This window comes from Campylobacter bilis, from assembly GCF_016806695.1.
Taxonomy (GTDB): Bacteria; Campylobacterota; Campylobacteria; order Campylobacterales; family Campylobacteraceae; genus Campylobacter_D; species Campylobacter_D bilis.
Window position 1 is genome coordinate 37,992 of record NZ_WUED01000003.1, and the last position, 25,941, is coordinate 63,932.

Annotated in this window: 24 protein-coding genes and 3 pseudogenes; 17 read left to right on the forward strand and 10 right to left on the reverse strand. The window is 30.7% G+C overall.

Annotated elements, in window-relative coordinates; all coding sequences use genetic code 11:
* Positions 1-29 precede the first annotated feature (29 nt).
* From GRQ01_RS01755 to GRQ01_RS01765, 3 genes are read right to left on the reverse strand one after another with little or no spacing between them, the layout of a single operon-like run.
* Positions 30-716: a methyltransferase domain-containing protein gene (locus GRQ01_RS01755; RefSeq protein WP_203121133.1), complete on the reverse strand. Its 687-nt coding sequence runs from the start codon at positions 714-716 to the stop codon at positions 30-32.
* A complete protein-coding gene (locus GRQ01_RS01760; RefSeq protein WP_158334133.1) occupies positions 713-1,324 on the reverse strand; it encodes a pimeloyl-ACP methyl esterase BioG family protein in 612 nt (203 codons plus the stop codon). The genes GRQ01_RS01755 and GRQ01_RS01760 overlap by 4 nt, the downstream gene beginning before the upstream one ends.
* Complete coding sequence (locus tag GRQ01_RS01765; protein ID WP_158334135.1) at positions 1,321-2,463, reverse strand: aminotransferase class I/II-fold pyridoxal phosphate-dependent enzyme; 1,143 nt, start codon at positions 2,461-2,463, stop codon at positions 1,321-1,323. The genes GRQ01_RS01760 and GRQ01_RS01765 overlap by 4 nt, the downstream gene beginning before the upstream one ends.
* 67 nt (positions 2,464-2,530) lie before the next feature.
* Here GRQ01_RS01765 and GRQ01_RS01770 point away from each other — a divergent pair, with 67 nt between their 5' ends.
* A complete protein-coding gene (locus GRQ01_RS01770) occupies positions 2,531-3,814 on the forward strand; it encodes an adenosylmethionine--8-amino-7-oxononanoate transaminase (RefSeq protein WP_158334137.1) in 1,284 nt (427 codons plus the stop codon).
* On the opposite strand, the gene GRQ01_RS01775 is transcribed toward GRQ01_RS01770, so the two are convergent.
* On the reverse strand, positions 3,801-4,394 hold the full coding sequence (locus tag GRQ01_RS01775) for a dethiobiotin synthase (RefSeq protein WP_158334139.1): 594 nt from the start codon (positions 4,392-4,394) through the stop codon (positions 3,801-3,803). The two genes, GRQ01_RS01770 and GRQ01_RS01775, sit on opposite strands and share 14 nt — an antisense overlap.
* Before the next feature lie 129 nt (positions 4,395-4,523).
* Between GRQ01_RS01775 and GRQ01_RS01780 the strand changes: the two genes are divergently transcribed.
* The 14 genes from GRQ01_RS01780 (at position 4,524) to ubiE (ending at position 18,683) form a co-directional block, all read left to right on the forward strand.
* Positions 4,524-5,060, forward strand: coding sequence for a 50S ribosomal protein L25/general stress protein Ctc (locus GRQ01_RS01780; RefSeq protein ID WP_158334140.1), 537 nt, complete (start codon positions 4,524-4,526; stop codon positions 5,058-5,060).
* Positions 5,057-5,602, forward strand: a complete 546-nt coding sequence (gene pth, locus GRQ01_RS01785) for an aminoacyl-tRNA hydrolase (protein WP_158334141.1) — start codon at positions 5,057-5,059, stop codon at positions 5,600-5,602. The genes GRQ01_RS01780 and pth overlap by 4 nt, the downstream gene beginning before the upstream one ends.
* Position 5,603: 1 nt before the next feature.
* Positions 5,604-6,662, forward strand: a complete 1,059-nt coding sequence (locus GRQ01_RS01790; RefSeq protein ID WP_158334142.1) for an LptF/LptG family permease — start codon at positions 5,604-5,606, stop codon at positions 6,660-6,662.
* Positions 6,663-6,705: 43 nt separating this feature from the next.
* Positions 6,706-7,914, forward strand: coding sequence for a diaminopimelate decarboxylase (gene lysA, locus GRQ01_RS01795; RefSeq protein WP_158334143.1), 1,209 nt, complete (start codon positions 6,706-6,708; stop codon positions 7,912-7,914).
* On the forward strand, positions 7,915-8,682 hold the full coding sequence (locus tag GRQ01_RS01800) for an HAD-IIA family hydrolase (RefSeq protein WP_158334144.1): 768 nt from the start codon (positions 7,915-7,917) through the stop codon (positions 8,680-8,682).
* Positions 8,670-9,743, forward strand: a complete 1,074-nt coding sequence (gene pheA / locus GRQ01_RS01805) for a prephenate dehydratase (RefSeq protein ID WP_158334145.1) — start codon at positions 8,670-8,672, stop codon at positions 9,741-9,743. The genes GRQ01_RS01800 and pheA overlap by 13 nt, the downstream gene beginning before the upstream one ends.
* A complete protein-coding gene (gene hisC, locus GRQ01_RS01810) occupies positions 9,733-10,830 on the forward strand; it encodes a histidinol-phosphate transaminase (protein ID WP_158334146.1) in 1,098 nt (365 codons plus the stop codon). Before pheA ends, hisC begins: the two co-directional genes overlap by 11 nt.
* Before the next feature lie 51 nt (positions 10,831-10,881).
* Positions 10,882-12,564: a flagellar basal-body MS-ring/collar protein FliF gene (gene fliF, locus GRQ01_RS01815; protein WP_158334147.1), complete on the forward strand. Its 1,683-nt coding sequence runs from the start codon at positions 10,882-10,884 to the stop codon at positions 12,562-12,564.
* Positions 12,564-13,592: a flagellar motor switch protein FliG gene (gene fliG, locus GRQ01_RS01820; RefSeq protein WP_158334148.1), complete on the forward strand. Its 1,029-nt coding sequence runs from the start codon at positions 12,564-12,566 to the stop codon at positions 13,590-13,592. Before fliF ends, fliG begins: the two co-directional genes overlap by 1 nt.
* Before the next feature lie 7 nt (positions 13,593-13,599).
* Complete coding sequence (gene fliH, locus GRQ01_RS01825; RefSeq protein WP_158334149.1) at positions 13,600-14,430, forward strand: flagellar assembly protein FliH; 831 nt, start codon at positions 13,600-13,602, stop codon at positions 14,428-14,430.
* A complete protein-coding gene (dxs, locus tag GRQ01_RS01830) occupies positions 14,423-16,270 on the forward strand; it encodes a 1-deoxy-D-xylulose-5-phosphate synthase (protein WP_158334150.1) in 1,848 nt (615 codons plus the stop codon). The genes fliH and dxs overlap by 8 nt, the downstream gene beginning before the upstream one ends.
* An 83-nt stretch (positions 16,271-16,353) precedes the next feature.
* Positions 16,354-16,764, forward strand: a complete 411-nt coding sequence (perR, locus tag GRQ01_RS01835) for a peroxide-responsive transcriptional repressor PerR (RefSeq protein ID WP_158334151.1) — start codon at positions 16,354-16,356, stop codon at positions 16,762-16,764.
* A 45-nt stretch (positions 16,765-16,809) separates the two neighbouring features.
* Positions 16,810-17,970: a CYTH domain-containing protein gene (locus GRQ01_RS01840; protein ID WP_158334152.1), complete on the forward strand. Its 1,161-nt coding sequence runs from the start codon at positions 16,810-16,812 to the stop codon at positions 17,968-17,970.
* Positions 17,971-17,972: 2 nt separating this feature from the next.
* Positions 17,973-18,683 carry a bifunctional demethylmenaquinone methyltransferase/2-methoxy-6-polyprenyl-1,4-benzoquinol methylase UbiE gene (ubiE, locus tag GRQ01_RS01845; protein ID WP_158334153.1) on the forward strand — a complete coding sequence of 237 codons (711 nt, stop codon included), beginning with the start codon at positions 17,973-17,975 and terminating at the stop codon, positions 18,681-18,683.
* Here the strand turns inward: ubiE and GRQ01_RS01850 are convergent.
* From GRQ01_RS01850 to GRQ01_RS01860, 3 pseudogenes are all read right to left on the reverse strand, one after another.
* Positions 18,664-19,970: pseudogene (locus tag GRQ01_RS01850) on the reverse strand (tripartite tricarboxylate transporter permease). The gene ubiE and the pseudogene GRQ01_RS01850 sit on opposite strands and share 20 nt — an antisense overlap.
* A gap of 9 nt (positions 19,971-19,979) precedes the next feature.
* Positions 19,980-20,312, reverse strand: a pseudogene (locus GRQ01_RS07795) (tripartite tricarboxylate transporter TctB family protein); the annotation flags it as partial.
* 116 nt (positions 20,313-20,428) lie between these two features.
* Positions 20,429-21,391, reverse strand: a pseudogene (locus GRQ01_RS01860) (Bug family tripartite tricarboxylate transporter substrate binding protein).
* Positions 21,392-21,566: 175 nt separating this feature from the next.
* Here GRQ01_RS01860 and xseA point away from each other — a divergent pair.
* Both xseA and serC read left to right on the forward strand, forming a co-directional pair.
* Positions 21,567-22,730 carry an exodeoxyribonuclease VII large subunit gene (gene xseA, locus GRQ01_RS01865; protein WP_158334154.1) on the forward strand — a complete coding sequence of 388 codons (1,164 nt, stop codon included), beginning with the start codon at positions 21,567-21,569 and terminating at the stop codon, positions 22,728-22,730.
* 9 nt (positions 22,731-22,739) lie between these two features.
* Positions 22,740-23,810: a phosphoserine transaminase gene (gene serC / locus GRQ01_RS01870; protein ID WP_158334155.1), complete on the forward strand. Its 1,071-nt coding sequence runs from the start codon at positions 22,740-22,742 to the stop codon at positions 23,808-23,810.
* 18 nt (positions 23,811-23,828) lie between these two features.
* Here serC and GRQ01_RS01875 read toward each other — a convergent pair whose 3' ends face one another.
* The 3 genes from GRQ01_RS01875 to rpmF are packed head-to-tail and all read right to left on the reverse strand — an operon-like array spanning position 23,829 to position 25,934.
* Positions 23,829-24,803 carry a beta-ketoacyl-ACP synthase III gene (locus GRQ01_RS01875; protein WP_158334156.1) on the reverse strand — a complete coding sequence of 325 codons (975 nt, stop codon included), beginning with the start codon at positions 24,801-24,803 and terminating at the stop codon, positions 23,829-23,831.
* Positions 24,796-25,782 carry a phosphate acyltransferase PlsX gene (gene plsX / locus GRQ01_RS01880; RefSeq protein ID WP_158334157.1) on the reverse strand — a complete coding sequence of 329 codons (987 nt, stop codon included), beginning with the start codon at positions 25,780-25,782 and terminating at the stop codon, positions 24,796-24,798. The genes GRQ01_RS01875 and plsX overlap by 8 nt, the downstream gene beginning before the upstream one ends.
* Positions 25,783-25,787: 5 nt before the next feature.
* A complete protein-coding gene (gene rpmF, locus GRQ01_RS01885) occupies positions 25,788-25,934 on the reverse strand; it encodes a 50S ribosomal protein L32 (protein WP_158334158.1) in 147 nt (48 codons plus the stop codon).
* Between the last annotated feature and the right edge of the window lie 7 nt (positions 25,935-25,941).

The following is a 25,941-nucleotide window of genomic DNA, read 5'->3' on the forward strand; positions in this document are numbered from 1 at the left end:
TCAATTTTTTCCATTATAGCACAAAATTTTTATTGTATATCTTTTTTGCATAAAATATATATAGGATGATAAGTGAGTTTGTTTTGAAATTTTTCTTCATAATCTTTTAAAAATTTTTTATTTAAAGGATAAAAGCCTAAAGAATTCACCCCAGTTAATTTTAAATGTCTAAAAACTTCTAAAGCACTATTAAATTCTAAGACTATAATCTCTTCCATGATTTGTACATGAGAAAAATATTTTTTAAATATTTGCTTTAAGTTAGGGATGTTAAAATATTTTAAAGAAAATCCTGTGCTTTGCTTGATTTCTTTTAAATTTTGTTTTCCAAAAGTAGAAAGCAGTAAAATTCCCTTTTCATCTAGCATATTTGCAAGTGTAGGCAAGATATGTTCTAAATCAAGCCATTGTAAGGTCGCATTTGAGGTAATAAGATCAAATTTTTCTTTGCTTAAATCATGTTTAGAGAGTTTATTCATATCAAAAATTTGTACTTTTAAATCTATACCATAATCTAAAATATCATTTTTAAGGTACTCATCAAAGCTAATGATTTTTTCAAGTTCTTGAGTAAATTCCCTTCTTGCACAGCCAAATTCAAATACTCTTTTAAAATGTTTTTGTTTTAAATTTTGAAGTTCTAAACAAAGTTTTAAAGCCATAAGATGCTGGATCTTAGCATGTTTTTTATAATCTTTTGCCTTTAAAAAATTCACAATTCATCCCAAGTTTTAAAATGAAAAAAGGCAAAATGAGGTTGATTTAAAAAAATCAATTCTTTAAAGCTATTTTTTAAAGCCTTTTGAGGAAAAATCTCATCTTCATTGCTAGAGTAAATTTTATGCCAAATGAAGTTTTCATTAGGATCTTTTAAAGCAAAATCAAAGAGATTTTGAAGTTCTATTTGTAAGGCTTTTTCGTTTTTAAAAATAAAATTTTTTGCTAAAGTGGCGTGTTGTTTAAACAAAGAAATTTTAAAATCCTCTAAATTGAAATTTTTAATCGTTTTAGTAAAAATTGCAGCAGGGATACCCTTGTTTTTATCGATACCTAAATTAGTTCCATTAATAGCGATTTTTTGCTTGAAAGCTAAATTTTTAAAAAGCTTGCTTGCGATACATACTCCCATAGAAAAAGCTATGAGATTAAGGCTTGAAAAACTGCTAAAATCAAAATCAAAATCAAAATTTTCATAATCATAAAATAAAATCACATTTTTACTGCTTGTTAAATGCGAAAAATGACTAGGATGAGAGCTAAATCCTCCTAATACTACTATTAATTCTTTTGAAGCTGGGTTTTTGCATAAAAAGGCATGTTTCATAAAATTTTTATTATCCTTTCAAGTTCTTTTGTGCTAAAGCCTGCATGCAAAGAAAAACGAATTCTAGCTGTATTTTTGGCTACGGTGGGTTCTTTAATCGCGGGTGCAAAAATCCCTGATTTTTCAAGTTTGTTTGCTAAAGCTAAGGCTTTTTCATTCTTTATTAAAAGCAAAGAAATAATATAAGCATTGCCTAAAATGGGGTAATGTTTTTCTTGAAGTTTGTTTTTAAAAAATGCGCTTAAATGCTGTAATTTTTCTCTTTTGTCTTGAAAATAGGGCAATTTTTTTAAAATAAATTGCGTCCACGCCACATTAATAGGCGGTAAAGCAGTAGAATAAATAAAAGCCCTAGCCTTATTGATAAAAAAACTTTTATATTCTTTTTGGCATATTATGCAAGCACCCATTGAAGTAAGAGCTTTGCCAAAGGTAAAAATTAAAAAATCTACTTCATGTTCTAAACCTAGTTTTTTTACAAGTCCTAAGCCTTCTTTATCAAAGCAACCCACACTATGGGCTTCATCTACATAAAGTTTGATTTTTTCGTAGCGTTTTTTTAAATCACATAAGGCTTTTAAATCACTAAAATCTCCATCCATACTAAATAAAGCCTCGGTTAAAATGATGATATTATCATAGTTTTGATAATGTTTTTGTATGAGTTTTTCTAAATGCGATATATCATTGTGATGAAAGCGAAAAAAAGTTCCCTTGCTAAGTCTTAAGCCATCAATCATACTTGCATGTATGAGTTTATCAGCTAAAAATAGTGTTTTAGGGATGAGACAAAGAGCTGCTATACAAGAAATATTTAGATGATAACCGCTATTAAAGTGTAAAATTTCTTTCCCTTTAAATTTGGTTTTTAAAAAGCTTTCTAATTCTTCATAAATTTCAAAATTCCCGCTTAAACTTCTTGAGCTTGAGCTTGAAAAAAAGAAATTTTCTTCTTTTAAGGTGCTTAAAAATTCTTGTTTTAATTCTTTAGAAGAAGCTAAATTTAAATAATCATTGCTTGCTAAATTTAAAAGTTTTTTATCTTGTTTATAAACGTAATTTTGTTCATGTTTTAAAGGCGTGAGGGTTCTTATATTGTGGTTTTGTTCTAAATCTTGCAAAATTTTTTTAAGACTCATTTTTTTCCTAGTAATTTAAGAAATTTAAAGCATTATTTTGCCAAAATATTTTAAAAAAGAAGTTACAATGCAAAGTGAAATTTTAAAAGAACTTGATTTAAAACATATTTGGCACCCTTGCACTCAGATGAAAGATCATGAAAATTTACCTTTAATTCCTATAAAAAGAGCTAAAGGTATGTGGCTTTATGATTTTAAGGGCAAGGCTTATATGGATTGTGTGAGTTCTTGGTGGGTGAATCTTTTTGGGCATTGTAATGAGACCATAGCAGGGGCGATTAAAAAACAAGTTGATGAGCTTGAGCATGTGATTTTAGCAGGCTTTTCGCATGAGCCTATTATAAAGCTTTCAGCCCGATTGTGTCAAAAAGTAGGAAGGGGTTTTACTAAATGTTTTTATGCAGATAATGGATCAAGTGCTATTGAGGTTGCGCTTAAAATGAGTTTTCATTATCATTTCAATCAAGGAAAGAAAAAAAATAAGTTTTTATCTCTTAGCAATTCTTATCATGGTGAGACCTTAGGGGCTTTGAGTGTAGGGGGTGTGGGGCTTTATAAAGATACTTATAAGGCTTTGCTTTTAGAGTGTTTGAGTGTGAGTGTACCTAAGAATAAAGATTATCAAAAAGAACTTCAAGAATTAAAAAGTATTTTAACAAAACATGGCAAAGAAATTTGTGCTTTTATCTTAGAACCTTTAGTGCAGTGTGCGGGAAATATGCATATGTATGAAGTGGGATTTATTAATGAGGCTATAAAATTGTGTCATGAGTTTGGAGTGCATGTGATTTTTGACGAAATTGCTGTAGGTTTTGGGCGTACAGGAAGTCTTTTTGCCTTGCATCAATGCCAGCAAAGTCCTGATTTTATTTGCCTTTCAAAGGGGATTACTGGAGGGTTTATGCCTCTTTCTGTGGTACTTACAAAAGATGCAATTTATCAAAGCTTTTATGCTCCTTATAAAGAACAAAAGGCTTTTTTGCATTCTCACAGTTATACAGGAAATGCCTTAGCTTGTGCTGCAGCTAATGCAGTTTTAGATATCTTTGAACAAGATAATGTCTTAGAAAAAAACCAAATTCTAAGCCAATTTATCAAAGAAGAATTTGCAAAGCTTAAAAAATTTGATTTCTTAGCTAATTTTAGAACCTGTGGTATGATTAGTGCTTTTGATATTTTAAGTGTTAAATATGAACGTGTAGGGCTTTTTGTATTTGAAAAAGCCTTGGAAAAAGCCTTGCTTTTAAGACCTTTGGGGAATACGATTTATTTTATGCCCCCTTATATTATTACTAAAGAGCAGATTTCTTATGTGGTAGAGAGTTTAGAGCAAATTTTTAAAGAATTTTAGCCTTTAAAATTTTTTGCATTTGTTTTTTAAAATCTTGCTTTGTACCTAAAAAATCGAGATTTATGATGGGAATTTGGGTGTAATTTTGCACAAAGTTATCTTGCAAAGTATTTTTTTCTCCCATCATCACAAGGGCTAAAATGTCGATATTGCGTCGCTTTAAGGCTTCTATACTAAGTAAGATATGATTGATGCTGCCAAGGTAATATTTTGCTATTAAGAAGGTTGGCTTTATATTTTTACTCATAAAATCAATCATAGTGTAGTTTTCATCTATAGGTGAGAAAAGCCCCCCAGCAAGTTCAATGAGTAAATTTTTGCTTGAAGGAAGGGCGATTTTTAAGGCTTTATACTCAGCCTTTTCTTGGATTTTTCCAAGATGAGGTGAGGCTGCAGTTTGTAAAAAAACTCCTTCTTTAAAGATCTTTGTTTTCGGGCTTAATTTAGCTATTAACTCGCTATCTTTAGGACTTCCTGCTTGAATGAGCTTAAAATAATCATAATCAAAGTGTGCACAAAAAATCGCACTAAAATGCGTTTTGCCTACATCAGTATGAATCCCACTTATATAAATTTGCATTTTAAACCTTATCAATGAAAATAACTTTAGTAAATTATAGCTAAAGAAATTAAAATAAGTCCTAATTTTACTTTTGCCTAAGCCAAAGTTAGCTATAATCTTAGCTTATTTTTTAGAAAGGATGAAAGGATGTTAGAAGGTATCGTTAGAGAGAGTATCGGTAGAAAAGCTGCTAAGGCTTTAAAAAGAGATGGTTATCTAATCGCAAACATCTATGGAAAAGGATTAGAAAATATTAATGCTGCTTTTAAAGTCAATGAATTCATTAAAGAAGTTCGCAAAAAAACCACTTTAATTTTTGATGTAAAAGTAGGTTCTCAAATTTTGAGTGTTGTAGTAGTAGATTATCAAAAAGATCCTGTTACTGCAGAACTTAAACATGTAGATTTAAAAGTCGCACAAAAGGGTGTGGTTTCTAAATATATGGTTCCTATTAAAATTACAGGAACAGCCATTGGTCTTAAAAATAAAGGTGTTTTAATCCAATCAAAAAGAAGAATAAAGGTAAAATGTGCGGCTGAAAACTTGCCTAATTTCTTTGAACTTGATGTAAGCAAACTTGATGTGGGTGATGCTTTACTTGTTCGCGATATAGTAGTACCTGCGGGTGTGATAGTCATTGATGCTGAGAGAGTAGCGGTTGTAGGCGTAGAAAAAGCTAGATGATTTTAGTCGTAGGGCTTGGCAATATAGGCGTAGAGTATGAAAATACACGCCATAATGTCGGTTTTATGCTTGTTGACTTAGTTTTAAAACAAGGCAATTTTATAGATCTTACAAATTCAAAATTCAAAGGAGAGCTTTTTAAAATGAACTCTTCTTTGCTTCTTCTTAAACCCAGTACTTATATGAATCATTCAGGTTTTAGTGTCAAAGCTGTTAAGGATTTTTATAAATGTGAAAAAATTATAGTAATCCATGATGATATTGATATTAATTTAGGATCTTTACGTTTTAAAAAAGGAGGATCAAGTGGGGGACATAATGGACTTAAAAGTATTGATAGCTTGTGTGGGAGTGATTATATAAGAATACGTATAGGGGTAGGCAAGGGTGAGAATGTGATTTCTCATGTATTGGGCAAATTTAAAGCTGATGAAGAAGTGATTTTAACTAAGGTTTTGCAACATTCTAAAGAAGCCTTACTAGAACTTATTAAAAATGATGATTTATCTGCTGTATCATCTAAATACAGTTTGAAGGCTTAAAATGCGTATATTTTTTCGTTTTATTTCAGGAATTTATTTAAAAAATTTTTTTATTATTTTTTTTTCTTTATTGGGTTTTTATTGCGGCGTTGATTTGCTTTTAAATTTTAAAGATTTGCCTAAAGCTGCTAATCTTGATTTGCTTTATGTTATGTTTTTATCCTTTTCAGCAGTGCCTTATGTATTGCCTATTTCTTTAGTTTTTGCTTTGGTAGTTTGTTTAGTTTCTATGATAAGATCTAATGAATTTGTAAGCCTTCATGCATTAGGTTTTAGTAAAAATTATATTATTTTATTTCCTTTTTTGTGGGCTTTATTTTTTTGCTGCGTTTATATAGGGCTTAATTTTACTTCTTTTGCTTATGCAAATGATTATAAAAGAAATATTTTAAAAAACGGCACTATTATGAATCAAAGTGGAGAGGTATTTTTAAAGCTTAATAATAATTTTGTTTATATTTGGAAAATAAATAATGGGCAAAACAGTGCCCAAAATATAAAAATTTTTCATCTTAATGATTTGAATTTAAGTTCTTTTATAAGCGCTAAGAATGCACATTTTGAAAGCCAAAGTTGGGTTTTAAAAGATGGCAATATTACACTGTTGCCTAAAAATTATCGGCTTGGCAATGAGGGTTTAAAGATAAAAGAATTTTCTCAAATTAGATCCCTTGATGGTTTTAAACCAAAGATCATAGAAGGTGTAGCTAGCAATAGTGATTATTCTATTTCTGATGCGCTTGAAAGTTTTGAGCTTTTTAGGGCACAAAATGTCAATATAGATGCTCCTAAAATCAGTCTTTATAAATTCTTATTTACTCCATTTTTTGCCCCGTTTTTAATGCTTATTATGTATTATTTTTTTCCTGTTATAGCGAGGTTTTTTAATCTTGCTTTTGTGACTTTTGTGGCCTTTGTTGTTACTTTGATGATTTGGGGTGTGCTGTTTTTGCTTACTAGATTGAGTGAAAATGATGTGATTATAAGTGAAATTGGAATTATATTGCCTATAGTTTTTTTAGGTTTTTTAAGTGCTTATATGTATTATAAACATCGCTAAATTAAGCTTTGTGTAGTAAAATTATGGAAATTAAAGGTTAAAAATGGACTATAAACAATTAAAAAATGACTTTCAAACTCCTTTTTATATTTATGATTTTGATAAGATAAAAGAACGTTTTTTAAATCTTAAAGATGCTTTTAAAGCTAGAAAATCTCAAATTTTTTATGCTGTAAAAGCTAATTCAAATCTTAGTCTTTTGCAGATGTTTGCACATTTAGATAGCGGATTTGATTGTGTGAGTATAGGCGAGGTTAAGCGTGCTTTAAAAGCAGGTGCGAAGCCTTATAAGATTATTTTTAGCGGAGTAGGAAAGACTAAAGAGGAATTAAAACTTGCTTTAAAATACGATATTTTATATATCAATCTTGAAAGTGAAGCTGAAATGATGCTTTTAGAAAATGTGGCTAAAGAATTGGCTTTAAAGGCAAGAATTAGCATCCGCGTTAATCCTAATGTGGATGCAAAAACTCATCCTTATATTTCAACAGGACTTAATGAAAATAAATTTGGCGTTGAAATTGATCTTGCAAGAAAAATGTATCTTTATGCTAAAAATTCTTCTTTTTTAGATCCTGTTGGAGTGCATTTTCATATAGGATCCCAACTCTTAGATCTCACTCCTATCCATGAAGCAGCAAAAATTGTAGCCCAACTTACGAGGGAATTAAAAGCCTTGCAAATAGATCTTAAATTTTTTGATATTGGCGGAGGTCTTGGCGTGGTTTATGAAAAGCAAGAGTGCGAACCTAATCTTTATGATTATGCTCAAGGTATACTAGCTCAATTAAAAGGGCTTGATTTGACTATAGGAATGGAACCTGGAAGGTATTTAGTGGCGCAAAGTGGAGAATTTGTGTGTTGTGTGCTTTATGAGAAATATAATAAAACAAAGCGTTTTGTTGTCGTAGATGGGGCTATGAATGATCTTATACGCCCGAGTTTATATGAGGCTTATCATGAGATTGTTTTGCCTTATAATCAAGGAGAAGAAAGCAAGTGTGATATTGTAGGTGGAATTTGTGAAAGTGGAGATTTCTTTGCTAAAGCAAGATTTTTGCCTAAAACGCAAAGCGGGGATATAATGATTGTTAAAAATGCTGGAGCTTATGGTTTTAGCATGAGTAGCAATTATAATACAAGAAATAAAGTCTGTGAATTGGCTTTAGAAGATGGAAAAGTAAGATTAATCCGTCAAAGAGAAAGTTTTGAAGATCAAATCGCCTTAGAAGAGAAATTTTTAAGGAATTAAATGTTTTTTTTAGATGTGCAAGGGACTTTGATTTCAGATCTTGATAAATCTTTGATTAAGGGTGCTAAAGAATTGATTGATTTTTTAAATACAAAAAATCTTCCTTATATTGTAATTACGAATAATACAAAAAAACTTGATTTTTTAAAAGATTTAAGGCAAAAAGGTTTAGAAATTAAAAAAGATGCTTATATTGATCCTTTTTGTGTATTAAATCGCGTTTTAAAACCTTGTAAAGTTGCAGCATTTGGTGCGAATGAATTTTTGTGTAGCCTTGAAAAACTTGATTTTGAACTTAATTTTACTTCTCCAGATGCTTTGCTTATAGCCAGTTATGATGATTTTAAATTTCAAGACTTTGCTAGTATGATAGAATTGGCTAAAAAAGGAATTAAATTTATTTTTATGCATGAAACAAGTATTTATAAAAAGGACAATAGGCTTTATCCTGGGGTGGGCAGTATTTTGGCTATGCTTAAAAATGCTGTGAGTTTAGAATATGAAGTTGTGGGTAAACCAAGTAAGGCTTTTTATCAAGAGGCTTTGAAGCTATTAAGAAAACAAAATCCAAAAGCGGATTTTAGAGATCTTACAATCCTTAGTGATGATTTTAAAGGCGATTTGTTTCAAGCAAAAGAACTTGGGATGAAAACCTTGCTTGTTTTAAGCGGCAAACTAAGCGATACTAAAGGAATTAATACGCATTTGCTTGATGGGGTTTATCCTAGTGTTTTAGAGTTTTTAAGGGAGCTAAGATGTCAAATTTAGAAGAATTTAGAAATAAAATTGATAGCATAGATGATAAAATTTTAGAACTTTTAAATGAAAGAATGATCTATGTTAAAAATATAGGTGAGATCAAGCAAAGCAGTGGAGGGACTATCTATCGCCCTGAACGTGAAAGAGCCATTATAAATCGTTTGAAAGATGCTAATTTAGGGCTTTTAGATCATAATGCCATAGAAGCTATTTATCAAGAAATTTTTGCTGTTTCTAGGAATTTAGAAATGCCTCAAAGCATAGCTTATTTAGGGCCTGAGGGGACTTATACGCATCAAGCAGCAAGAAGTCGTTTTGGGGCTATGAGTCGTTATATTGCGCTTGCTAATATAGAAGATGTTTTTAAGGAATTAAGTAATAAAGAGGCAAAATATGGAGTAGTACCTATAGAAAATAACACAGAAGGTGCTGTAGGCGTTACTTTAGATTGTCTTGGTAAATACCATGAACTGAAAATTTTTGGTGAGATCTATATGGATATACACCATTCTTTTGTAGGTATTAATGAAAATTTAAAGGAAATAAAACGCATTTATTCTCATCCTCAAGGGTATAATCAATGTCGTAAATTTTTAGAAAGCCATGAACTTAGCACTATAGAATTTGTGCCTTCAAAATCTACAGCCCATGCGGCTTATTTAGCTTGCGAAGATAAATACTCTGCAGCAATTTGTTCTAAGATCGCTGCAAAACTTTATAATGTACCTGTGCTTTTTGATAAGATAGAAGATAATGCGGCTAATAAAACAAGATTTTTGATTTTAAGTGATATTAAAAATGCTAAAATGCCAAATTGTAAAACCTCTATTTTAGCCCATACTCATCATAAGCCAGGAGGGCTTAGTTTTTTATTAGAGCAATTTAAAAAAGAAAATATTAACCTTACCAAGCTTGAATCGCGTCCTGTAAAATCAAAAGAATTTTTACACAGTTTTTATATAGATTTTCAAGGACATATTGATGATGAAAATGTCCAAAGGGCTTTGAAAAATATAGAAGAAATCGTATGGCTTGGATCTTATTTATCAGGAGAAAAAAATGAATTTTAATGAGTTTTTAAATCATTTAAGCAATTATGAACCGGGTAAAGATATAGAAGTGATCGCAAAAGAATATGGTATTAGTGAAGTTATAAAGTTAGCAAGCAATGAAAATCCTTTTGGCGTTCCTCCAAAGGCTATTGAAAGTTTAAAGCAAAATGCAAGTAAAGCTTATCTTTATCCTGATGATAGCATGATAGAGCTTAAAAGCAAGCTTGCACAAAAATACAAGATTAAAAATGAAAATATCATTATTGGTGCGGGTAGTGATCAAATTATAGAATTTGCTGTGCATTCTAAGCTTAACCCTCAAAATGCCTTTTTACAAACTGGTGTAACTTTTGCTATGTATGAAATTTATGCTAAACAAAGGGGTGCAAAATGCTATAAAACCTCAAGCATTACCCATGATTTAAAGGAATTTAAAACGCTTTATGATAAGCATAAAGAAGAAATTAAAATTATTTTTTTATGCTTGCCAAATAATCCTTTGGGTGAGTGTTTGGATGCTGATGAAGTGCTTGAATTCATAAGAGACGTGGATAAGGATTGTTTGCTTGTCCTTGATGCAGCTTATAATGAATTTGCAAGCTTTAAAGATGAAAAAAAACATTTAGAGCCTTATGATTTGATTAAAGAATTTGAAAATGTGCTTTTTTTAGGAACTTTTTCTAAACTTTATGGGCTTGGAGGCTTGCGTATAGGCTATGGTATAGCAAACACACAAATTATTAATGCATTTTATAAACTACGTGCCCCTTTTAATGTAAGCAATCTTGCTTTAAAGGCCGCAGTAGCAGCCTTAGATGATGAAGAATTTGTTAAAAAAACTTTAAAGAATAATTTTTCTCAAATGCAGCTTTATTATGAATTTGCAAAAAAACATGGTATAAAAACTCTTCAAAGTTATACGAATTTTATTACTTATTTTTTTGATGAAAAAAATAGCATAGATTTGTCTGAAAAATTGCTTAAAAAGGGTATAATAATAAGAAATTTAAAAAGCTATGGTTTAAATGCTATGCGTATTACTATAGGAACGCCCTATGAAAATGAGAAATTTTTAACAGAAATGGAAAAGATTTTAAAAAAATAACTTATCAAGAAAATAATGCGTAAAATTTGCTAATTTAAGGGATGAGGATTAATGGATTTTAAAAATATGTTTCATCAAATCGGACAGCTTTATCAAAACCTAACTCGTAAACAGCGTATAGTTATTGCTGTGTCTATTGTAGTTGTGGTAGGTTTTTTAGTATTTTTGGCTTTGTTTCGTGGAAGTGCAAGTAGTGTAAATAAAGGATATGCTGTTTTAGTTGAAAATGTGAGTCCAAGTTCTTCTGCTGCAATCGTAGCTAAACTTGAACAAAATAATATCCCTTACAAATTAGAGAGTGAAAATAAAATTTTAGTACCTCAAGATCAAGTTTATCGTCAAAGAATGTTTATTGCAAGTGAAGGGCTTATTAAAGATAGTCGTGTAGGTTTTGAAGCTTTTGATACTCAAGCTTTTGGAGCTACTAATGAAGAGCAAAAAGTAAAATATCAAAGGGCTATTGAAGGTGAACTTGCAAGAACTATAGAAACTTTAGATCCTATACGCAGTGCTGTTGTACATATAGCTTTTCCTAAAGAAAGTGTTTTTACTGAAAGGCAAATACCTCCTACGGCTTCGGTTGTTGTTAATGTGCGTGAAGGTTTAAAGCTGACTAGAAAACAAATTGATGGGATTAAAAATATTGTTTCTGCTGCTGTTGCGAGATTGAGTAAAGAAAATGTAAAAATTAGCGATCAAAGAGGTGTGCCTCTTGATGAACAAGAAGCTTATGAAGATGATTTGGTTCGTGCACAAATTAAATTTAAAAGCGATCAAGAAAAATTCTTAGAAGATAAAATCGTAGAAAATTTAGCACCTTTTGCCGGCGGTATGGATAAGGTTAAAGTAAGTGTCAATATAGATTTTGATTTTTCTAAGCAAGAATCCCAAAGTGAAATTTATGATCCTAATCCTATAGTAAGAAGCGAACAAACTTTAAATGAAGAAAGAACAGGTAGAAAAGATCCTGAAATTCAAGGAGTCCCAGGTGCGGTTTCTAATATAGGTCCGGTTGAAGGATTAGATAATAAAGGTCAAATTGATACTTATAAAAAAAATCAAGTAACTACAAATAATGAACTTTCAAAAACTATTACCAATACTAAAAAGCAATTTGCAACCGTAGTGCGTACTTCAGCTGCTGTTACAATTGATGGGAAATACCAAGATGTTGTTGATGAAAATGGCAATGTCAAAAGCGAGTATGTGCCATTAAGTAAGGAAGAACTTGCAAGTGTTGAAAGTATAGTTAAAAATACTATTAATTTCAATATTGCAAGAGGGGATAGTGTTGTGGTGCAAAATTTGCCATTTCATCGTGAGTCTATTAGGGTTGAAAGCAAGGTTAAAACTTTTTATAATCGTTTTATTGAGCCTTTTATTCCACCGGTTAAATATTTTATCGCAGCGATTTTGCTTTTTATTTTCTACAAGAAAGTTATTGCGCCATTTACCCAAAAAATGCTAGAAGATGTCGCAGTACAAGAAGAAATGGAACAAGGTTCAAGTGCTGTTTTAGATGATGCTGAAGATGCTTTAGAAAAATTCAATGCAGCCAGGAAAAAAGTCGAAGAACAACTTGGTTTTGGGGAAAATTTCAATGAAGATTCTATTCAATATGAAGTTTTACTTGAAAAATTGCGTGCTTTAGTGAGTGATAAGGGTGAAGAAATCGCAGCACTTTTACAAAATTTAGTCCAAAATGATAGTGAATTTGGTGAAAAGGATATGTAATGATCAAGCTTAGTGAAGAACAAAAAATGGTTTATGATGATTTATCTATGCCTGAAAAGGTAGCAATATTTCTTATACAACTTGGTGAAGATGCTACAACTTCGGTTTTTTCACATATGGAAATTGATGTTATTACTGAAATTTCGCGTTATATTGCTATGGCAAAAAATGTTGATCGTTCTGTAGCTACTGCGGTTTTAGAAGAATTTTATACCTTGCTTCAATCAAATCAATACATCAAAAGCGGCGGTTTAGAATATGCTAAAGAAATACTTTTTCGTACTTTTGGTCCTGAAATTGCTAATAAAATTCTTGAAAAACTTACCAAAAGTATGGAAAATAACCAAAATTTTTCATATTTGGCACAAATTAAGCCTCAGCAGCTTGCAGATTTTATCACTAAAGAGCATCCTCAAACCATTGCCCTTATTTTAGCACATATGGACTCAATCCATGCGGCTGAAACTTTAGAGTATTTTAGCGATGAGTTAAGGGCTGAAGTTGTAATAAGAATGGCAAATCTTGGCGATATTTCTCCAAGTATTATTAAAAGAGTTTCAGCTGTGTTAGAAAGCAAACTTGAAAGCCTTACTTCTTATAAAGTTGAAGTAGGGGGTCCAAGAGCTGTGGCTGAAGTGCTTAATCGTTTGGGTCAAAAAGCAAGCAAATCTACTATTACTTATATTGAACAAAGTGATGAGCGTTTAGCAGAGACTATTAAAGAGCTTATGTTTACCTTTGATGATATACAAAAACTTAGCACCCAAGCTATCAGAGAGATTTTAAAAGTCGCTGATAAGCGGGATTTAATGATAGGATTAAAAGGTGCTAGTGAAGAATTAAAGCAAAAATTCTTAGCAAATATGTCTACGCGTGCGAGTGAAGCTTTTCTTGAAGAAATGGGTTTTTTAGGAGCTGTACGTGTAAAAGATGTCGAAGATGCGCAAAGAAAGGTAGTAGAAGTGGTGCAAAAACTTGCGGAGCAAGGACTTGTGCAAACAGGCGATGCAGATGAAATGATAGAGTAGGTGGATAATGATTAATCGTAGCAATGTTATTTCAGGTGGAAGTTCTGATCAGCATGTAGTTGAAGGATACCGTTTTAAAGTGATTTCTGAATTTGATACTCCTGCAGCAGAAAAACAAAATCTTGTCCAAAGTTCTAAGGAAGAAAATGATAATGCATCTTCAAACAATGAAAACTCAAACGAAGAAAATCAATCTTTAGTTTCTCCAGTAGAGCAAGAATCTCATATTCCTTCATTTCAGCCGAGTTTTATTGAAGATTTGCTTAAAAAAACCGATGAAATGTCAAGTAATATTATTAAACTTCAAATGCAAATAGAAAGCCAAGAGAGTGAATTTAATAATCGTTTAAATTCCGAGCTTGAAAATGCTAAAGAGAAATTTACTAAAGAAGGCTATGAAAAAGCTAAAGAAGAATTCCAAAAAGAACTTAATGATTTTAAAGACAAGTATTTAAAAAGCATAGCAAAACTTGATAGTGCTTGTGCTAATTTAGAGACTTTTATAGAAAAAAATGAAAAAGAATTAGCAGAAACAGCCATAGATATTGCTAAAGAAGTGATTTTAAAAGAGCTTGATCCTAATTCTAAAGAAATAGCTTATGCTTTAGCAAAAGATTTAATTAATGAGCTTAAAGGTGCTAGCACTATAGAGCTTAAGGTCAATACAGATGATTATGAGTATTTAAAAGAACAATTTAGTGAAAATGCACACATTAAAGTGAGTCTTGATGATGCTATTAGCAAAGGCAGTGTTGTAATTATAAGTGATATGGGCAATATGGAGTCTAATCTTAATTCTCGTTTGATGAAAATTAAAAAAATGGTGAATAATGAGTAAAAAATTTGCTTATAGCAAGGAAGAATTAGAAAAGTTAAGTTTAAAACAATTACAAGATTTAGCTGCTTTAATACGTGAAAAAATAATACAAGTAGTCAGCCAAAATGGAGGGCATTTAAGTTCGAATTTAGGTGCTGTTGAGCTTAGCATAGCTATGCATTTGGTTTTTGATGTTAGTGCAGATCCTTTTATTTTTGATGTATCTCACCAATCTTATACCCATAAGCTTTTAAGTGGAAAAGAGGATGTGTTTGATTCCTTAAGACAAATTAATGGTTTAAGTGGTTATACAAAGCCTAGTGAAGGAGATTATTTTGTTGCAGGACATTCAAGCACTTCTATTTCATTAGCACTTGGTGCTTGCAAAGCTATTGCTTTAAAAGGAGAAAAACGCATCCCTATAGCCTTAATAGGTGATGGAGCTTTGAGTGCGGGAATGGTTTATGAGGCTTTAAATGAATTAGGGGATTCTAAATTTCCTTGCGTGATACTTTTAAATGACAATGAAATGAGCATTTCAAAACCCATAGGTGCGATTTCAAAATATCTTTCTCAAGCTATGGCAACGCAATTTTATCAAAATTTTAAAAAACGTGTAGCAAGAATGCTTGGGGTATTGCCCAATAGTGCTACTTATATAGCAAAACGTTTTGAAGAAAGTTTTAAGCTTATTACTCCTGGGCTTTTATTTGAAGAATTAGGTTTAGAATATATTGGTCCTATTGATGGGCACGATTTAGCTGAGGTGATTTTAGCTTTAAAACAGGCAAAGGCTATGCAAAAGCCCTGTGTAGTGCATGCACAAACCATCAAAGGTAAAGGCTATACTTTAGCAGAAGGAAAGCATGCTAAATGGCACGGGGTAGGAGCTTTTGACATAGATAGTGGAGAAAGTATTAAAAAGCTTGATGCTAAAAAATCAGCCACTGAAATTTTTTCTGCTACTTTAATGCAATTAGCTTTAAAATATGAGAATATTGTCGGGGTTACAGCGGCCATGCCAAGCGGTACAGGGCTTGATAAATTAATTGATAAATATCCTAATCGTTTTTGGGATGTTGCCATAGCAGAGCAACATGCTGTTACTTCTATGGCAGCTATGGCAAAAGAGGGATTTAAACCTTTTGTTGCCATTTACAGTACTTTTTTACAGCGTGCTTATGATCAAATCATCCATGATTGTGCTATTATGAATTTAAATATCGTTTTTGCTATAGATAGAGCAGGCATAGTTGGCGAAGATGGGGAGACACATCAAGGGGTTTTTGATGTGAGTTTTTTAGCACCTTTGCCTAATTTTACTCTCTTAGCACCGCGAGATGAAAAGATGATGCAAAAAGTTATGGAATATTCTTATTTGCATCAAGGGCCTATTGCTTTTCGTTATCCTAGGGGAAGTTTTATTTTAGATAAAGAGTTTAGTCCCTGTCAAATCAAACTTGCTAAAGCACAATGGCTTATAAAAAACAATAGTCAAATTGCCTTATTAGGTTATGGACAGGGTGTGGGAAAGGCATGGCAAGTTTTACGGTCTTTACAAGAATTGGGTAAAAATGCTAATTTAATTGATCTTATTTTTGCAAAACCTTTGGATGAAGGGCTTTTAGTAGAACTTGCTAGAGAAAGTTGCATTTGGTTTGTTTTTAGCGAAAATGCTAAGATTGGCGGTGTGGGTGCTTTGATTAATGATTTTTTGCAAAAATACGATTTGTCAATCAAGCTTATTAGCTTTGAATATGCAGATGAATTTATTGAGCATGGTAAAACAAGTGAAGTAGAGAGAAGTTTAGGAAAGGATGTTAAGACTTTAGTAGAGGAAGTTTTACGATTTTATGATTAAGCAATAAAAAATATTATTTGATATAAACTTTTTTTAATAAAAATTTTATTATTATTTCGAGTTAAAAAGTGAGGATATAAAAAATGGAATTATTACAAATGCTTAGAAAACATGAGTTAAAAGCTACTCCGCAAAGACTTTGTGTTTTGAGAATTTTACAAAGGCATGAACATCCAAACATTGATCAATTATATGCAGAAATTAAGAAAGAGTATCCATCCATTTCTTTAGCAACAGTTTATAAAAATCTTAATACTTTGCAAGAGCAAGGTTTGGTTGTTGAAGTTAATGTTTTAAATCAAAAAGCTTGTTATGATATTTATGAGGAAAAACATGTTCATGTGATCTGTTCTAAATGTGGTAACATAGAAGATTTAAATTTTAAAGATGCAAAGCTTAATGAATATCAAGAACATTTAGAAACAAAGCTAGGTAATTTGATCAATCATTTATCAGTTTGTGCTTATGTTGATAGTTGTAAAAAGTGTCATTAAGCAAAATAAGATTAAAATAATCCTTATGAATTAAGGGTTATTTTAATGGTTTGTGAAATTGAAAAAAATTTTTTGCTTTCTGATTGCACTTTTTTAGATAATTTGGAAAATAATTGTCTTAAAAATTATGAACTTGAAATTTTTTATACTAAAATCACTTTAAAGCATAGCATTAAATTTAAAAGTTCTTCCAAACAATTTTATAAAATTACAAAATTAAATGATTTAATCTTAGAACGAGAAGAAAGAATTTCTCAAAAGCAATATGAAAAAGCCCGAAAAAAAATTATAGGAAAAAGTATTAAAAAAAAGCGTTTTGAATTAAAATTTCCTTCTTTGAAAGCTTATATAGATATTTATAAAAAACCTAAAATTTGTGTTTTAAAAGTATTTTTTCCAGATTTAAATTCAGCTAAGCAATTTAAAATTCCCAAAGAGTTTAAAATTCAAAAAGAATTTCATTATAATTTAGATTTTAAATCGATTTTATTGTATGGTTTTGGATATGAAGATTTTAATGTGCAAAAGTATTTTAACCTTATAGAGAAAAAACAAAATTTTGTTTTAGATTTTCCAGCTTTTATTGGTGCTTTTGATGGATTTAGAATTATTTTGTTTTATTTATTTGAAAAACTACAATTTTATTGGAAGTTATTTTTAGAAAAAAAAGATAAGAAAGATTTAGAGAACTTAGTATTTTATATGCGAAGTTTTTATATTTTTTTATCTAGCATGAATACTGTTTTAGATCAAAAATTAAGTGATGCTTTGGCTTTGCAGTTTAAAGCTATAATTTATAAAATTCAAAGCACTATAAATAGTGAAAATTTATTATTGTTTTTAAAGAAGCATCAAGATCTTTTAGATGATCTTGATTTTTTTATTAGAGAAAATTCTTTTTATAAGGGTCATTCTAAAGAGAGATTTTTTAAACAACTTGTAGCCTTAGAGCTTAGAAAAAAGCTTATTTTCTTAAGAAAAGAGGTGTTAAATAAAAATACTTTAGAGAGTTTTGAGCAGAGTTTTTTTGCATCATTTATTTTTTTGAAATATTTTCATTGTTTTTTGAAAATGAAAATTTTAAATAAGCTTTATAAAAAGTATTTTAGTGCTGCAGACAGAAATTTATTGTTTAAAACTAGAAAAAAACAGCTTTGCAAACTGCTTAAAAAGGCAAGTAAAAATTTGAAAATCTATAAAGGATAAACATGCAAAAACAAAAAAAAATCATAGAAATGTTTAATCAAATTGCTCCAACTTATGATAGGGCTAATAGAATTTTAAGTTTTGGGGCTGATGTGAGATGGCGTAGGAAAGCTTGTGAAAAAGTAATGGCTTTATATGAAAAGCAAAATTTGAAAATTGCTGATATTGCATGTGGCACAGGAGATATGATACGAAGTTGGCAAGAAAGTGCTTTAAAAACGCAAAATACCTTAAATATTAAGGGTATTGATCCAAGTAGTGCTATGCTAAATATAGCAAAAGAAAAATTTCCTAATGTCGAATTTATAGAAGCTCAAGCCCAAAATTTACCTTTAGAAAGCAAGAGTGTAGACATTATAAGCATTAGCTATGGTATACGTAATGTAGTTCAAAGACAAAAGGCTTTAGAAGAATTTGCTAGAGTGCTTAAAAAAGAAGGTATTTTAGTGGTTTTAGAATTTATAAAAAGAGAAAAAACCGGTTTTATTACAGCTTTTAGAGATTTTTATCTTAAAAATATTTTGCCAAGTATAGGTGCTATGATCAGTAAAAATAAGAGTGCTTATGAGTATTTGCCTAATTCTATTGAAGGGTTTTTAAGCAAGGATGAATTTGTTTTAGAACTTAAAAATGCAGGTTTTAAAATCTTTGATTTTAAAAGCTTTAGTTTTGGCGTGAGTTCTATGTTTATAGCTAAAAAAAATAAAATTTAGTTTTTCTTAGCTTTTTGATTAAAAATGGCATTATTATAATCAATGCAGCTGCTATGAGTAAAATTTGAGTTATAGGGCCATTCCAAAGTATTGAAAAATCTCCATTGCTAATAGATAAAGCCCTTCTTAGATTGGTTTCTAGTTGTTCTCCTAGTACAAAGTCAAGTATAAGTGGTGCCATTGGAAATTCAAGTTTTCTTAGAATGTAAGCTATAATACCTATAATTAGGATTAAAATTATATCAAAGCTGGTGCTATTAATAGAATAAATACCTATAATTGAAACAATGATTATAATAGGAGCTAAACTCCATATAGGTATGCTTAAAATTTTTACGAAAATTCTTACTTACTAAGGGTAAATTCATTAAAAGCAAAACTACATTTGTAAATAATAAAGAGGCTATAAGTCTCCATACTATATTTGCTTGTTCGCTAAACATTGTAGGACCTGGAGTGATATTATAAAGCGTTAATGCTCCCATCATTACAGCAGTTGTTCCTGAACCTGGCAATCCAATAATAGTCCAAAAACAGAGAAAAAACTCTTTAATATTTACTAAAAGCTTGCCTGTTTTATTGATGATATTTTGACTTGTATGAGTATTTTTTAATATCAAAAAAATTTCACTAACCGAAAAAAGTCCTATCACTAAAATAATAAAAGAAATTCCATCATATAAATGCGGACTATCAAAAGTAAAACGATAAACTCCTGTATTTCCATCTATACCTATGGTAGTTAAAAAAAGTCCTATTAAGGCTGAAAGAAAAGATCTTATAGGTTTTTGTGCTAGCATACTTCCTAAGGTTGCTAAACCAAAAACAATAAGGGCAAAATATTCAGCAGGCCCAAATTTCAAAGACCATTGTGCAATAAGTGGAGCAAAAAGTATGATACCACAAATTGCTATAAAAGATCCAATAAAAGAGCTGAGTGCTGAAATACTAAGTGTTTTGCCTGCTAAGCCTTTTTTGGCTAAAGGATGCCCATCTAAAGTAGTCATGATGACTGCTGCATCTCCAGGTATTCCAAGAAGTATGGAAGAAATTCTTCCCTCATATTCACAACCCATATAAACTGTTGCAAGTAAAATAATTGCAGATTCTGCAGGTAAATTCATTCCAAAGGCTAGAGGCAGTAAAATAACCACTCCATTAAATAGGTCCAAGCCCAGGAAGCATACCCACAATAGTACCTATAAAACAACCTATTAAGGCTATGAGAATATTATAAGGATCTAAAGCTATATTAAATCCTTGCATTAAATACATCCAAGTATCCATAATTTTCCTTCAATTAAAATTATCAAAGATAAGGCCAAATGGTAAAGTGATTTGCAATAAATTATCAAAGAGATAATACAAAATAATGCTACTTAATATAGAAAAAATAAAAGCTTTAATAAAGCTTGTATTAAAAAGCAAAGCTATAAAAAAAATTAAAAACATTGTGCAAATCATAAAGCCTAAAAATTCAAAAAAAGCAGCATAAACTAAAAGAGTCAAAGTTAAAATGATGAATTTCTTCCAAAAAATAAAATTACCCCATTTATTAGTATTCTTAGAAAAAAGAATAAGAAATAAAGAAAAAATAGCGATTAAAATCAAAATTCCCACAGGAAAAGGATGAGGTCCTAGGGGTTAGTAATTAAAATCTGAATGTATATCTAAACCTATGTAGATTGCAATTAAACTTCCAATCAGTAAAATTCCTGCTATGATTTTTATGCTTGATATTGTTTTCACTTTATAAGATTAAATTCTTTAGCTAAAATTCTATATTGTTCGGTTTGTTTTTTGACAAATTCTTCTAAATCTTTGCCATTTTTATTAAATTCAAATAAAGATCTTTGATTTAATTGATCTTTGTATTCTTGAGTTTTTTGGAATTTTTCAAATGCATTAAGCCACCAATTATAAGCTTCGTTTGAAACTTTTGATCCCATGTAGTAGGCTCTAAGTGTGGGCTATTGTATATCATAGCCTAGTTCTTTAGCAGTTGAGATATCGGCTAAGATTCCTGGAAGTCTGTTTGGAGAAAAAATAGCTAAAACTCTAATGGTTTTTGTTTTAATTTGAGGTATGAGTTCTGCTACGCCTGCACTAATTACATCAATGTGATTGCCTAAAAGTGAGGTTAAAGCATCTCCTCCTCCTTCAAAAGCTACATAAAGTATTTTTTTTTAATCGACATTAATAGCTTTGGCAAGTAAAGCTGTTTGCATCTAATCTTGTCCTCCTATAGAACCTCCTGCACCTATGCTAATGGAATTAGGATCTTTTTGTAAAGCACTTATTAAGTCTTTTAAGTTTTTATAAGGAGAATCTGCTTTTACAGCTATCATTCCATAATCCACACCTGCGGAGGCAAGCCATTTAACATCGTTTTCATTATATTTTCCATGTTTTCCTGTAGCTATGTTAAGTAAGGTTCCGCTTGAAAAAGCCACTACAACATTACCATCTTTAGATCTGTTATTGACCATAGTATTATAAGCTACAACGTCTACTCCACCAGGCATATAAGTAACTCTTATAGGAGTTGAAATAATATTAGCATCAAGCATGCCTACTTGAATGAGTTTACATGTTAAATCAAATCCACCGCCAGGTTGAGCTGGGGCAATGCATTCAGGACGCTTGGGTTCTTGAGCAAAGCTTAAGATAGCAAAAGCTAAAATTGAACAAAAAATTTTTAATTTCATAATAAAATCCTTTAACTTTTTAAGTTTGAAATATACTAGTATTATATATAATATTTTTTCTAAAATTTTAGCATTAAGGCAAGAGAAAACCTTAAAATTTTAAAAAAGTGTAACTTTATTATACAAAACAAAATATATTGATGCTTTTTGTAATAATTTATATTTTTGGAAAATTATGAATGTAAGTGAATTAAATTTAAAAGCTAAGGCTTTATTAGAGGCACATTTTGATAATATTGTTTTAAGTGGAGAGCTTTCAAAGATCACTATGCATGGTTCAGGGCATTGGTATTTTGATTTAAAAGATGAAAGATCAAGTATTGCTTGTGCAATGTTTAAAGGGTATAATTTAAAGCTTGATTTTAAACCTCTTGTGGGAGATTTTTTAGAGCTTATTGGAAGTGTGAGTTTATATCCTGAAAGCGGACGCTATCAATTTATTGCTACAAGTATGAAAAAAGCAGGATTAGGAGATTTAGAAGCACAGTTTTTAGCATTGAAGGAACGTTTACAAAAAGAAGGGCTTTTTGATACGTGTTTTAAAAAAAAATTGCCAAAATTTCCTAAAAAAGTGGGTATTATTACTTCAAAGACTTCAGCAGCTTTACAAGATGTATTAAAACTCATCCATCAAAAAGAATATTTTTTAGCAAAAATTTATGTTTTTGACGCTTTAACTCAAGGCAATCATGCACCCTTATCTCTTATAAAAGCTTTACAAAAAGCTGATAATATGGCTTTAGATGTTATTATTATAGCACGTGGAGGGGGAAGTAGAGAGGATCTTTTTTGTTTTAATGATGAGAATTTAGCAAGAGAAATTTTTAAGGCTAAAACCCCTATCGTTTCAGCAATTGGACATGAAATTGATTATGTCATTAGTGATTTTGTCGCTGATTTTAGAGCCCCTACGCCTTCAGCAGCTATTGATGTTTTGTTCTATTCTAAATTGAATTTAGAACAAAATTTAGATTTATTAGAAGAGAAATTAAGACAGCTTTGGCAAAATAAAATGCAAAATTATGATAATTTACTTTTGAATTTAAATAGAATTTTTAAGGCTAATTCTTTACCAAAGATCATAGATGAAAAAATAAAACAAAGTTATAATACGGAAAAGCAACTTTATAATCTAATAATGAATAGGTTTTGTTATAATAAATTAAAATTAGAGAAATTACAAAATGCTTATTTGCAACATGAAAATTTTTTCAATAAAAGTAAAAAATTCATTTGTATTAAGAAAAATAATAAAATAGTAAGTTTAGAGGAGCTTCAAAGCGAGGATATAATTATTTTAAGTTCGCAAAACTCTCAAAAAGAAGCAAAAATTTTATAAGGATAAATTATGAGAAAAATTAATTTTAGTGCAGGACCATCAACCTTACCTTTAGAAATTCTAGAGCAAGCCCAAAAAGAACTTTGTGATTATCAAGGAAAAGGTTATTCTATCATGGAGATTTCGCACCGTACTAAGGTGTTTGAAGAGGTGCATTTTCAAGCACAAGAAAAAGCTAAAGAACTTTATGGTTTAGGACAAGATTATGAAGTGTTATTTTTACAAGGTGGGGCAAGCTTGCAATTTGCTATGATTCCTATGAATTTGGCTTTAAATGGGGTTTGTGAATACGCTAATACAGGGATTTGGACAAAAAAAGCGATTAAAGAAGCACAAATTTTAGGTCTTAATGTAAAGATAGCAGCAAGCAGCCAAGAAAGCAATTTTAATTTTATTCCTGATGTAAAATTTAGTGATGAGGCCGATTATGCTTATATTTGTTCTAATAATACTATTTATGGTACTCAGTATAAGCATTATCCTAAAACTAAAGCCCCTTTAATCGTAGATGCTTCTAGTGATTTTTTCTCTCAAAAGGTGGATTTTTCAAATATTGCTTTTTTTTACGGTGGAGTGCAAAAAAATGCAGGAATTTCAGGTTTAACTTGTGCCTTTATTCGTAAAGATATGTTGCAAAGATCACAAAATAAAAAAATCCCTAGTATGTTAAATTATGCTACTCATGCACAAAATCAGTCTTTATTTAATACACCTCCAACCTTTGCTATTTATATGTTTAACCTTGAAATGGATTGGCTTTTAAAGCAAGGAGGACTTGAAAAAATACATGAGAACAATTTGAAAAAAGCTAGTATGCTTTATGATTGTATTGATTTTAGTGAGGGTTTTTATAAAGGACATGCTCATAAAAAAGATCGATCCTTAATGAATGTAAGTTTTAATATCAATGAGGATTTAGAACTTCTTTTTGTAAAAGAAGCTGAAGAAGCAGGAATGATAGGTCTTAAAGGACATAGGATTTTAGGTGGGATTCGTGCAAGTATATATAATGCTTTAAGCTTGGAACAGGTTAAAACTTTATGCGAATTCATGAAAGAGTTTCAAAAAAAATACGCATAATAGTTTAAAATGAGAGAATTAAAAATTCTCTCCAGCAAATCTTAAAAGTGCAGAACCCCAAGTAAATCCACCGCCAAAGGCATCAAGTAAGATTAAATTTCCTTTTTTAAGACGTCCTTGTTCGTAAGCATCACTCATAGCCATAGGTATGGACGCGGCTGAGGTATTGCCATATTTTTGTACAGTAATAACACATTTTTCATCGCTAAGATGGAGTTTTTCTTGAACCGCTTTAATGATGCGTAAATTGGCTTGATGAGGTATGAAAAGATCTATATTTTGAGCAGGAATTTTGTTTTTTTCTAAGATTTTTACAACATCATCGCTAAGAGTGTTTATGGCGATTTTAAAAACTTCATTACCTTTCATTTCCATAGCAAGTGTTTGACAAAAATCTGATTTTTGAGATCTTTGAGTCATTAAAAGATCAGCATAATTTCCGTTGCTTGCTGTGTGTACATCAAGGATGTGATTGGTATCATCTAAGCTTATTACTGCAGCACCAGCACCATCCCCAAAAAGTATACAAATGCTTCTGTCATTGTAATCCATGATAGAGCTTGTTTTTTCAGCACCTATAATTAAAACATTTTTTTTAAGTCCACTTTCTACAAGGGCTTTGGCCTGTTCAAGAAGATAAATAAAACCAGAACAAGCTGCTGAAATATCAAATGCTGTGATATTTACAAGTCCTAAATTAGAGGCGATTTTGCAAGCTGTTGAAGGCATGGTAAAATAATCAGGGCTTAGTGTTGCTACAAGAATAGCGTCAATATCCTGAGGTTTTAAATTTGCTCTTTGTATGGCTTTAATAGCAGCTTTGGTGCCTAAGTCACTTGTATTTTCATTCTCACTAGCAATGCGTCTTTCTTTAATACCTGTGCGTCTAGTGATCCACTCATCAGTAGTATCGACCATTTTTTCAAGATCAGCATTGCTTAAAATTTTTTCTGGAATATAAGAAGCTATGCTTTTAATACTGGCTTTAAACATTGTATTTTCTAAGTTCATTTTCTATAAGTTCATTAATATGAGATTGACTAAAATTAATAGCTTGAAAAATCGCGTTTTTAATAGCTTTAGCATCACTTTTTCCATGGCTTATAATAACACAGCCATTAACACCAAGCAATGGAGCCCCGCCATATTCTTTCCAATCAGTGTGTTTTTTTAATTTTTGAAAAGACGATTTCATAAATAAAGCACCCATTTTAGAAATAAAAGATTGTTTTATTTCATCTTTTAGAAGTTGAAAAATTGCTGTTGCAACACCTTCGCAAGATTTTAAAATAGCGTTTCCAACAAAGCCATCACAAATTAAAACATCTACTTGCGCATTGAAAATATCTCTGCCTTCTGCATTGCCTATGAAATTAGGAAGTTTTTTCATAAGTTGATGGCTTTCTTTGGTGAGTTCATTGCCCTTAGATTCTTCTTCTCCATTTGAAAGCAAAGCAAGACGCGGTTTTTGAATTTGCATTATTTCTTTAGCATAAACTTCGCCCATTATAGCAAATTGAAATAAATTTTCAGCTTTACAATCTGTATTAGCACCTACATCTAAAAGTAAAGTTTTGTTTATGATATTTGGCATTAAAGTTGCAATAGCGGGACGAGAAATTCCTTTTAATCTGCCTAATTTTAGTGTAGCTAAAGACATGCTAGCCCCACTATGACCAGCTGAAACGACAGCATCTGCTTTTTTTTCTTTGAGTAGGTTGATGGCTTTATATATTGTCGTTTCTTTGTTTTTTAAAGCATCAGTGGCACTTTCATTCATTGAAAAAATTTCATTTGCTTCTTCATATTGTATGTACTGCTCTAAATTTTTTGGTATTAAAGGCTTTAAAATTTTAGAATTTCCCACTAAGATGGCGTTAAAAGGTTTTTTTTCTAATGCCTTTAAAACACCTTTTATAATGGGCTTTTCTCCAAAATCACCACCCATTGCATCAATAGCAATGTTTATCATTGATTTTAGTATTCCTTAGTTATTGGATTTGCACGGTGAGGTAGTTTATAACTTCCATCTTTGTCTTTTATAGGCATAGGAAGAGTAACTTTATAGTGAGTTCTACGTTTGGCTGCACGGGTTTTACTCACTCTTCTTTTTGGTACTGCCATTTTATCT

What these genes read in the sequence shown, in the direction of transcription:
- hisC (WP_158334146.1), top strand. Translation starts at nt 9,733, where the DNA reads ATGAATTTTAATGAGTTTTTAAATCATTTAAGCAATTATGAACCGGGT.
- GRQ01_RS01765 (WP_158334135.1), bottom strand. Translation starts at nt 2,463, where the DNA reads ATGAGTCTTAAAAAAATTTTGCAAGATTTAGAACAAAACCACAATATA.
- perR (WP_158334151.1), top strand. Translation starts at nt 16,354, where the DNA reads ATGGAATTATTACAAATGCTTAGAAAACATGAGTTAAAAGCTACTCCG.
- fliH (WP_158334149.1), top strand. Translation starts at nt 13,600, where the DNA reads ATGATTAATCGTAGCAATGTTATTTCAGGTGGAAGTTCTGATCAGCAT.
- GRQ01_RS01770 (WP_158334137.1), top strand. Translation starts at nt 2,531, where the DNA reads ATGCAAAGTGAAATTTTAAAAGAACTTGATTTAAAACATATTTGGCAC.
- pheA (WP_158334145.1), top strand. Translation starts at nt 8,670, where the DNA reads ATGTCAAATTTAGAAGAATTTAGAAATAAAATTGATAGCATAGATGAT.
- GRQ01_RS01760 (WP_158334133.1), bottom strand. Translation starts at nt 1,324, where the DNA reads ATGAAACATGCCTTTTTATGCAAAAACCCAGCTTCAAAAGAATTAATA.
- GRQ01_RS01775 (WP_158334139.1), bottom strand. Translation starts at nt 4,394, where the DNA reads ATGCAAATTTATATAAGTGGGATTCATACTGATGTAGGCAAAACGCAT.
- serC (WP_158334155.1), top strand. Translation starts at nt 22,740, where the DNA reads ATGAGAAAAATTAATTTTAGTGCAGGACCATCAACCTTACCTTTAGAA.
- xseA (WP_158334154.1), top strand. Translation starts at nt 21,567, where the DNA reads ATGAATGTAAGTGAATTAAATTTAAAAGCTAAGGCTTTATTAGAGGCA.
- GRQ01_RS01780 (WP_158334140.1), top strand. Translation starts at nt 4,524, where the DNA reads ATGTTAGAAGGTATCGTTAGAGAGAGTATCGGTAGAAAAGCTGCTAAG.
- pth (WP_158334141.1), top strand. Translation starts at nt 5,057, where the DNA reads ATGATTTTAGTCGTAGGGCTTGGCAATATAGGCGTAGAGTATGAAAAT.
- GRQ01_RS01875 (WP_158334156.1), bottom strand. Translation starts at nt 24,803, where the DNA reads ATGTTTAAAGCCAGTATTAAAAGCATAGCTTCTTATATTCCAGAAAAA.
- plsX (WP_158334157.1), bottom strand. Translation starts at nt 25,782, where the DNA reads ATGATAAACATTGCTATTGATGCAATGGGTGGTGATTTTGGAGAAAAG.
- dxs (WP_158334150.1), top strand. Translation starts at nt 14,423, where the DNA reads ATGAGTAAAAAATTTGCTTATAGCAAGGAAGAATTAGAAAAGTTAAGT.
- fliF (WP_158334147.1), top strand. Translation starts at nt 10,882, where the DNA reads ATGGATTTTAAAAATATGTTTCATCAAATCGGACAGCTTTATCAAAAC.
- GRQ01_RS01790 (WP_158334142.1), top strand. Translation starts at nt 5,604, where the DNA reads ATGCGTATATTTTTTCGTTTTATTTCAGGAATTTATTTAAAAAATTTT.
- GRQ01_RS01840 (WP_158334152.1), top strand. Translation starts at nt 16,810, where the DNA reads ATGGTTTGTGAAATTGAAAAAAATTTTTTGCTTTCTGATTGCACTTTT.
- rpmF (WP_158334158.1), bottom strand. Translation starts at nt 25,934, where the DNA reads ATGGCAGTACCAAAAAGAAGAGTGAGTAAAACCCGTGCAGCCAAACGT.
- fliG (WP_158334148.1), top strand. Translation starts at nt 12,564, where the DNA reads ATGATCAAGCTTAGTGAAGAACAAAAAATGGTTTATGATGATTTATCT.
- ubiE (WP_158334153.1), top strand. Translation starts at nt 17,973, where the DNA reads ATGCAAAAACAAAAAAAAATCATAGAAATGTTTAATCAAATTGCTCCA.
- lysA (WP_158334143.1), top strand. Translation starts at nt 6,706, where the DNA reads ATGGACTATAAACAATTAAAAAATGACTTTCAAACTCCTTTTTATATT.
- GRQ01_RS01800 (WP_158334144.1), top strand. Translation starts at nt 7,915, where the DNA reads ATGTTTTTTTTAGATGTGCAAGGGACTTTGATTTCAGATCTTGATAAA.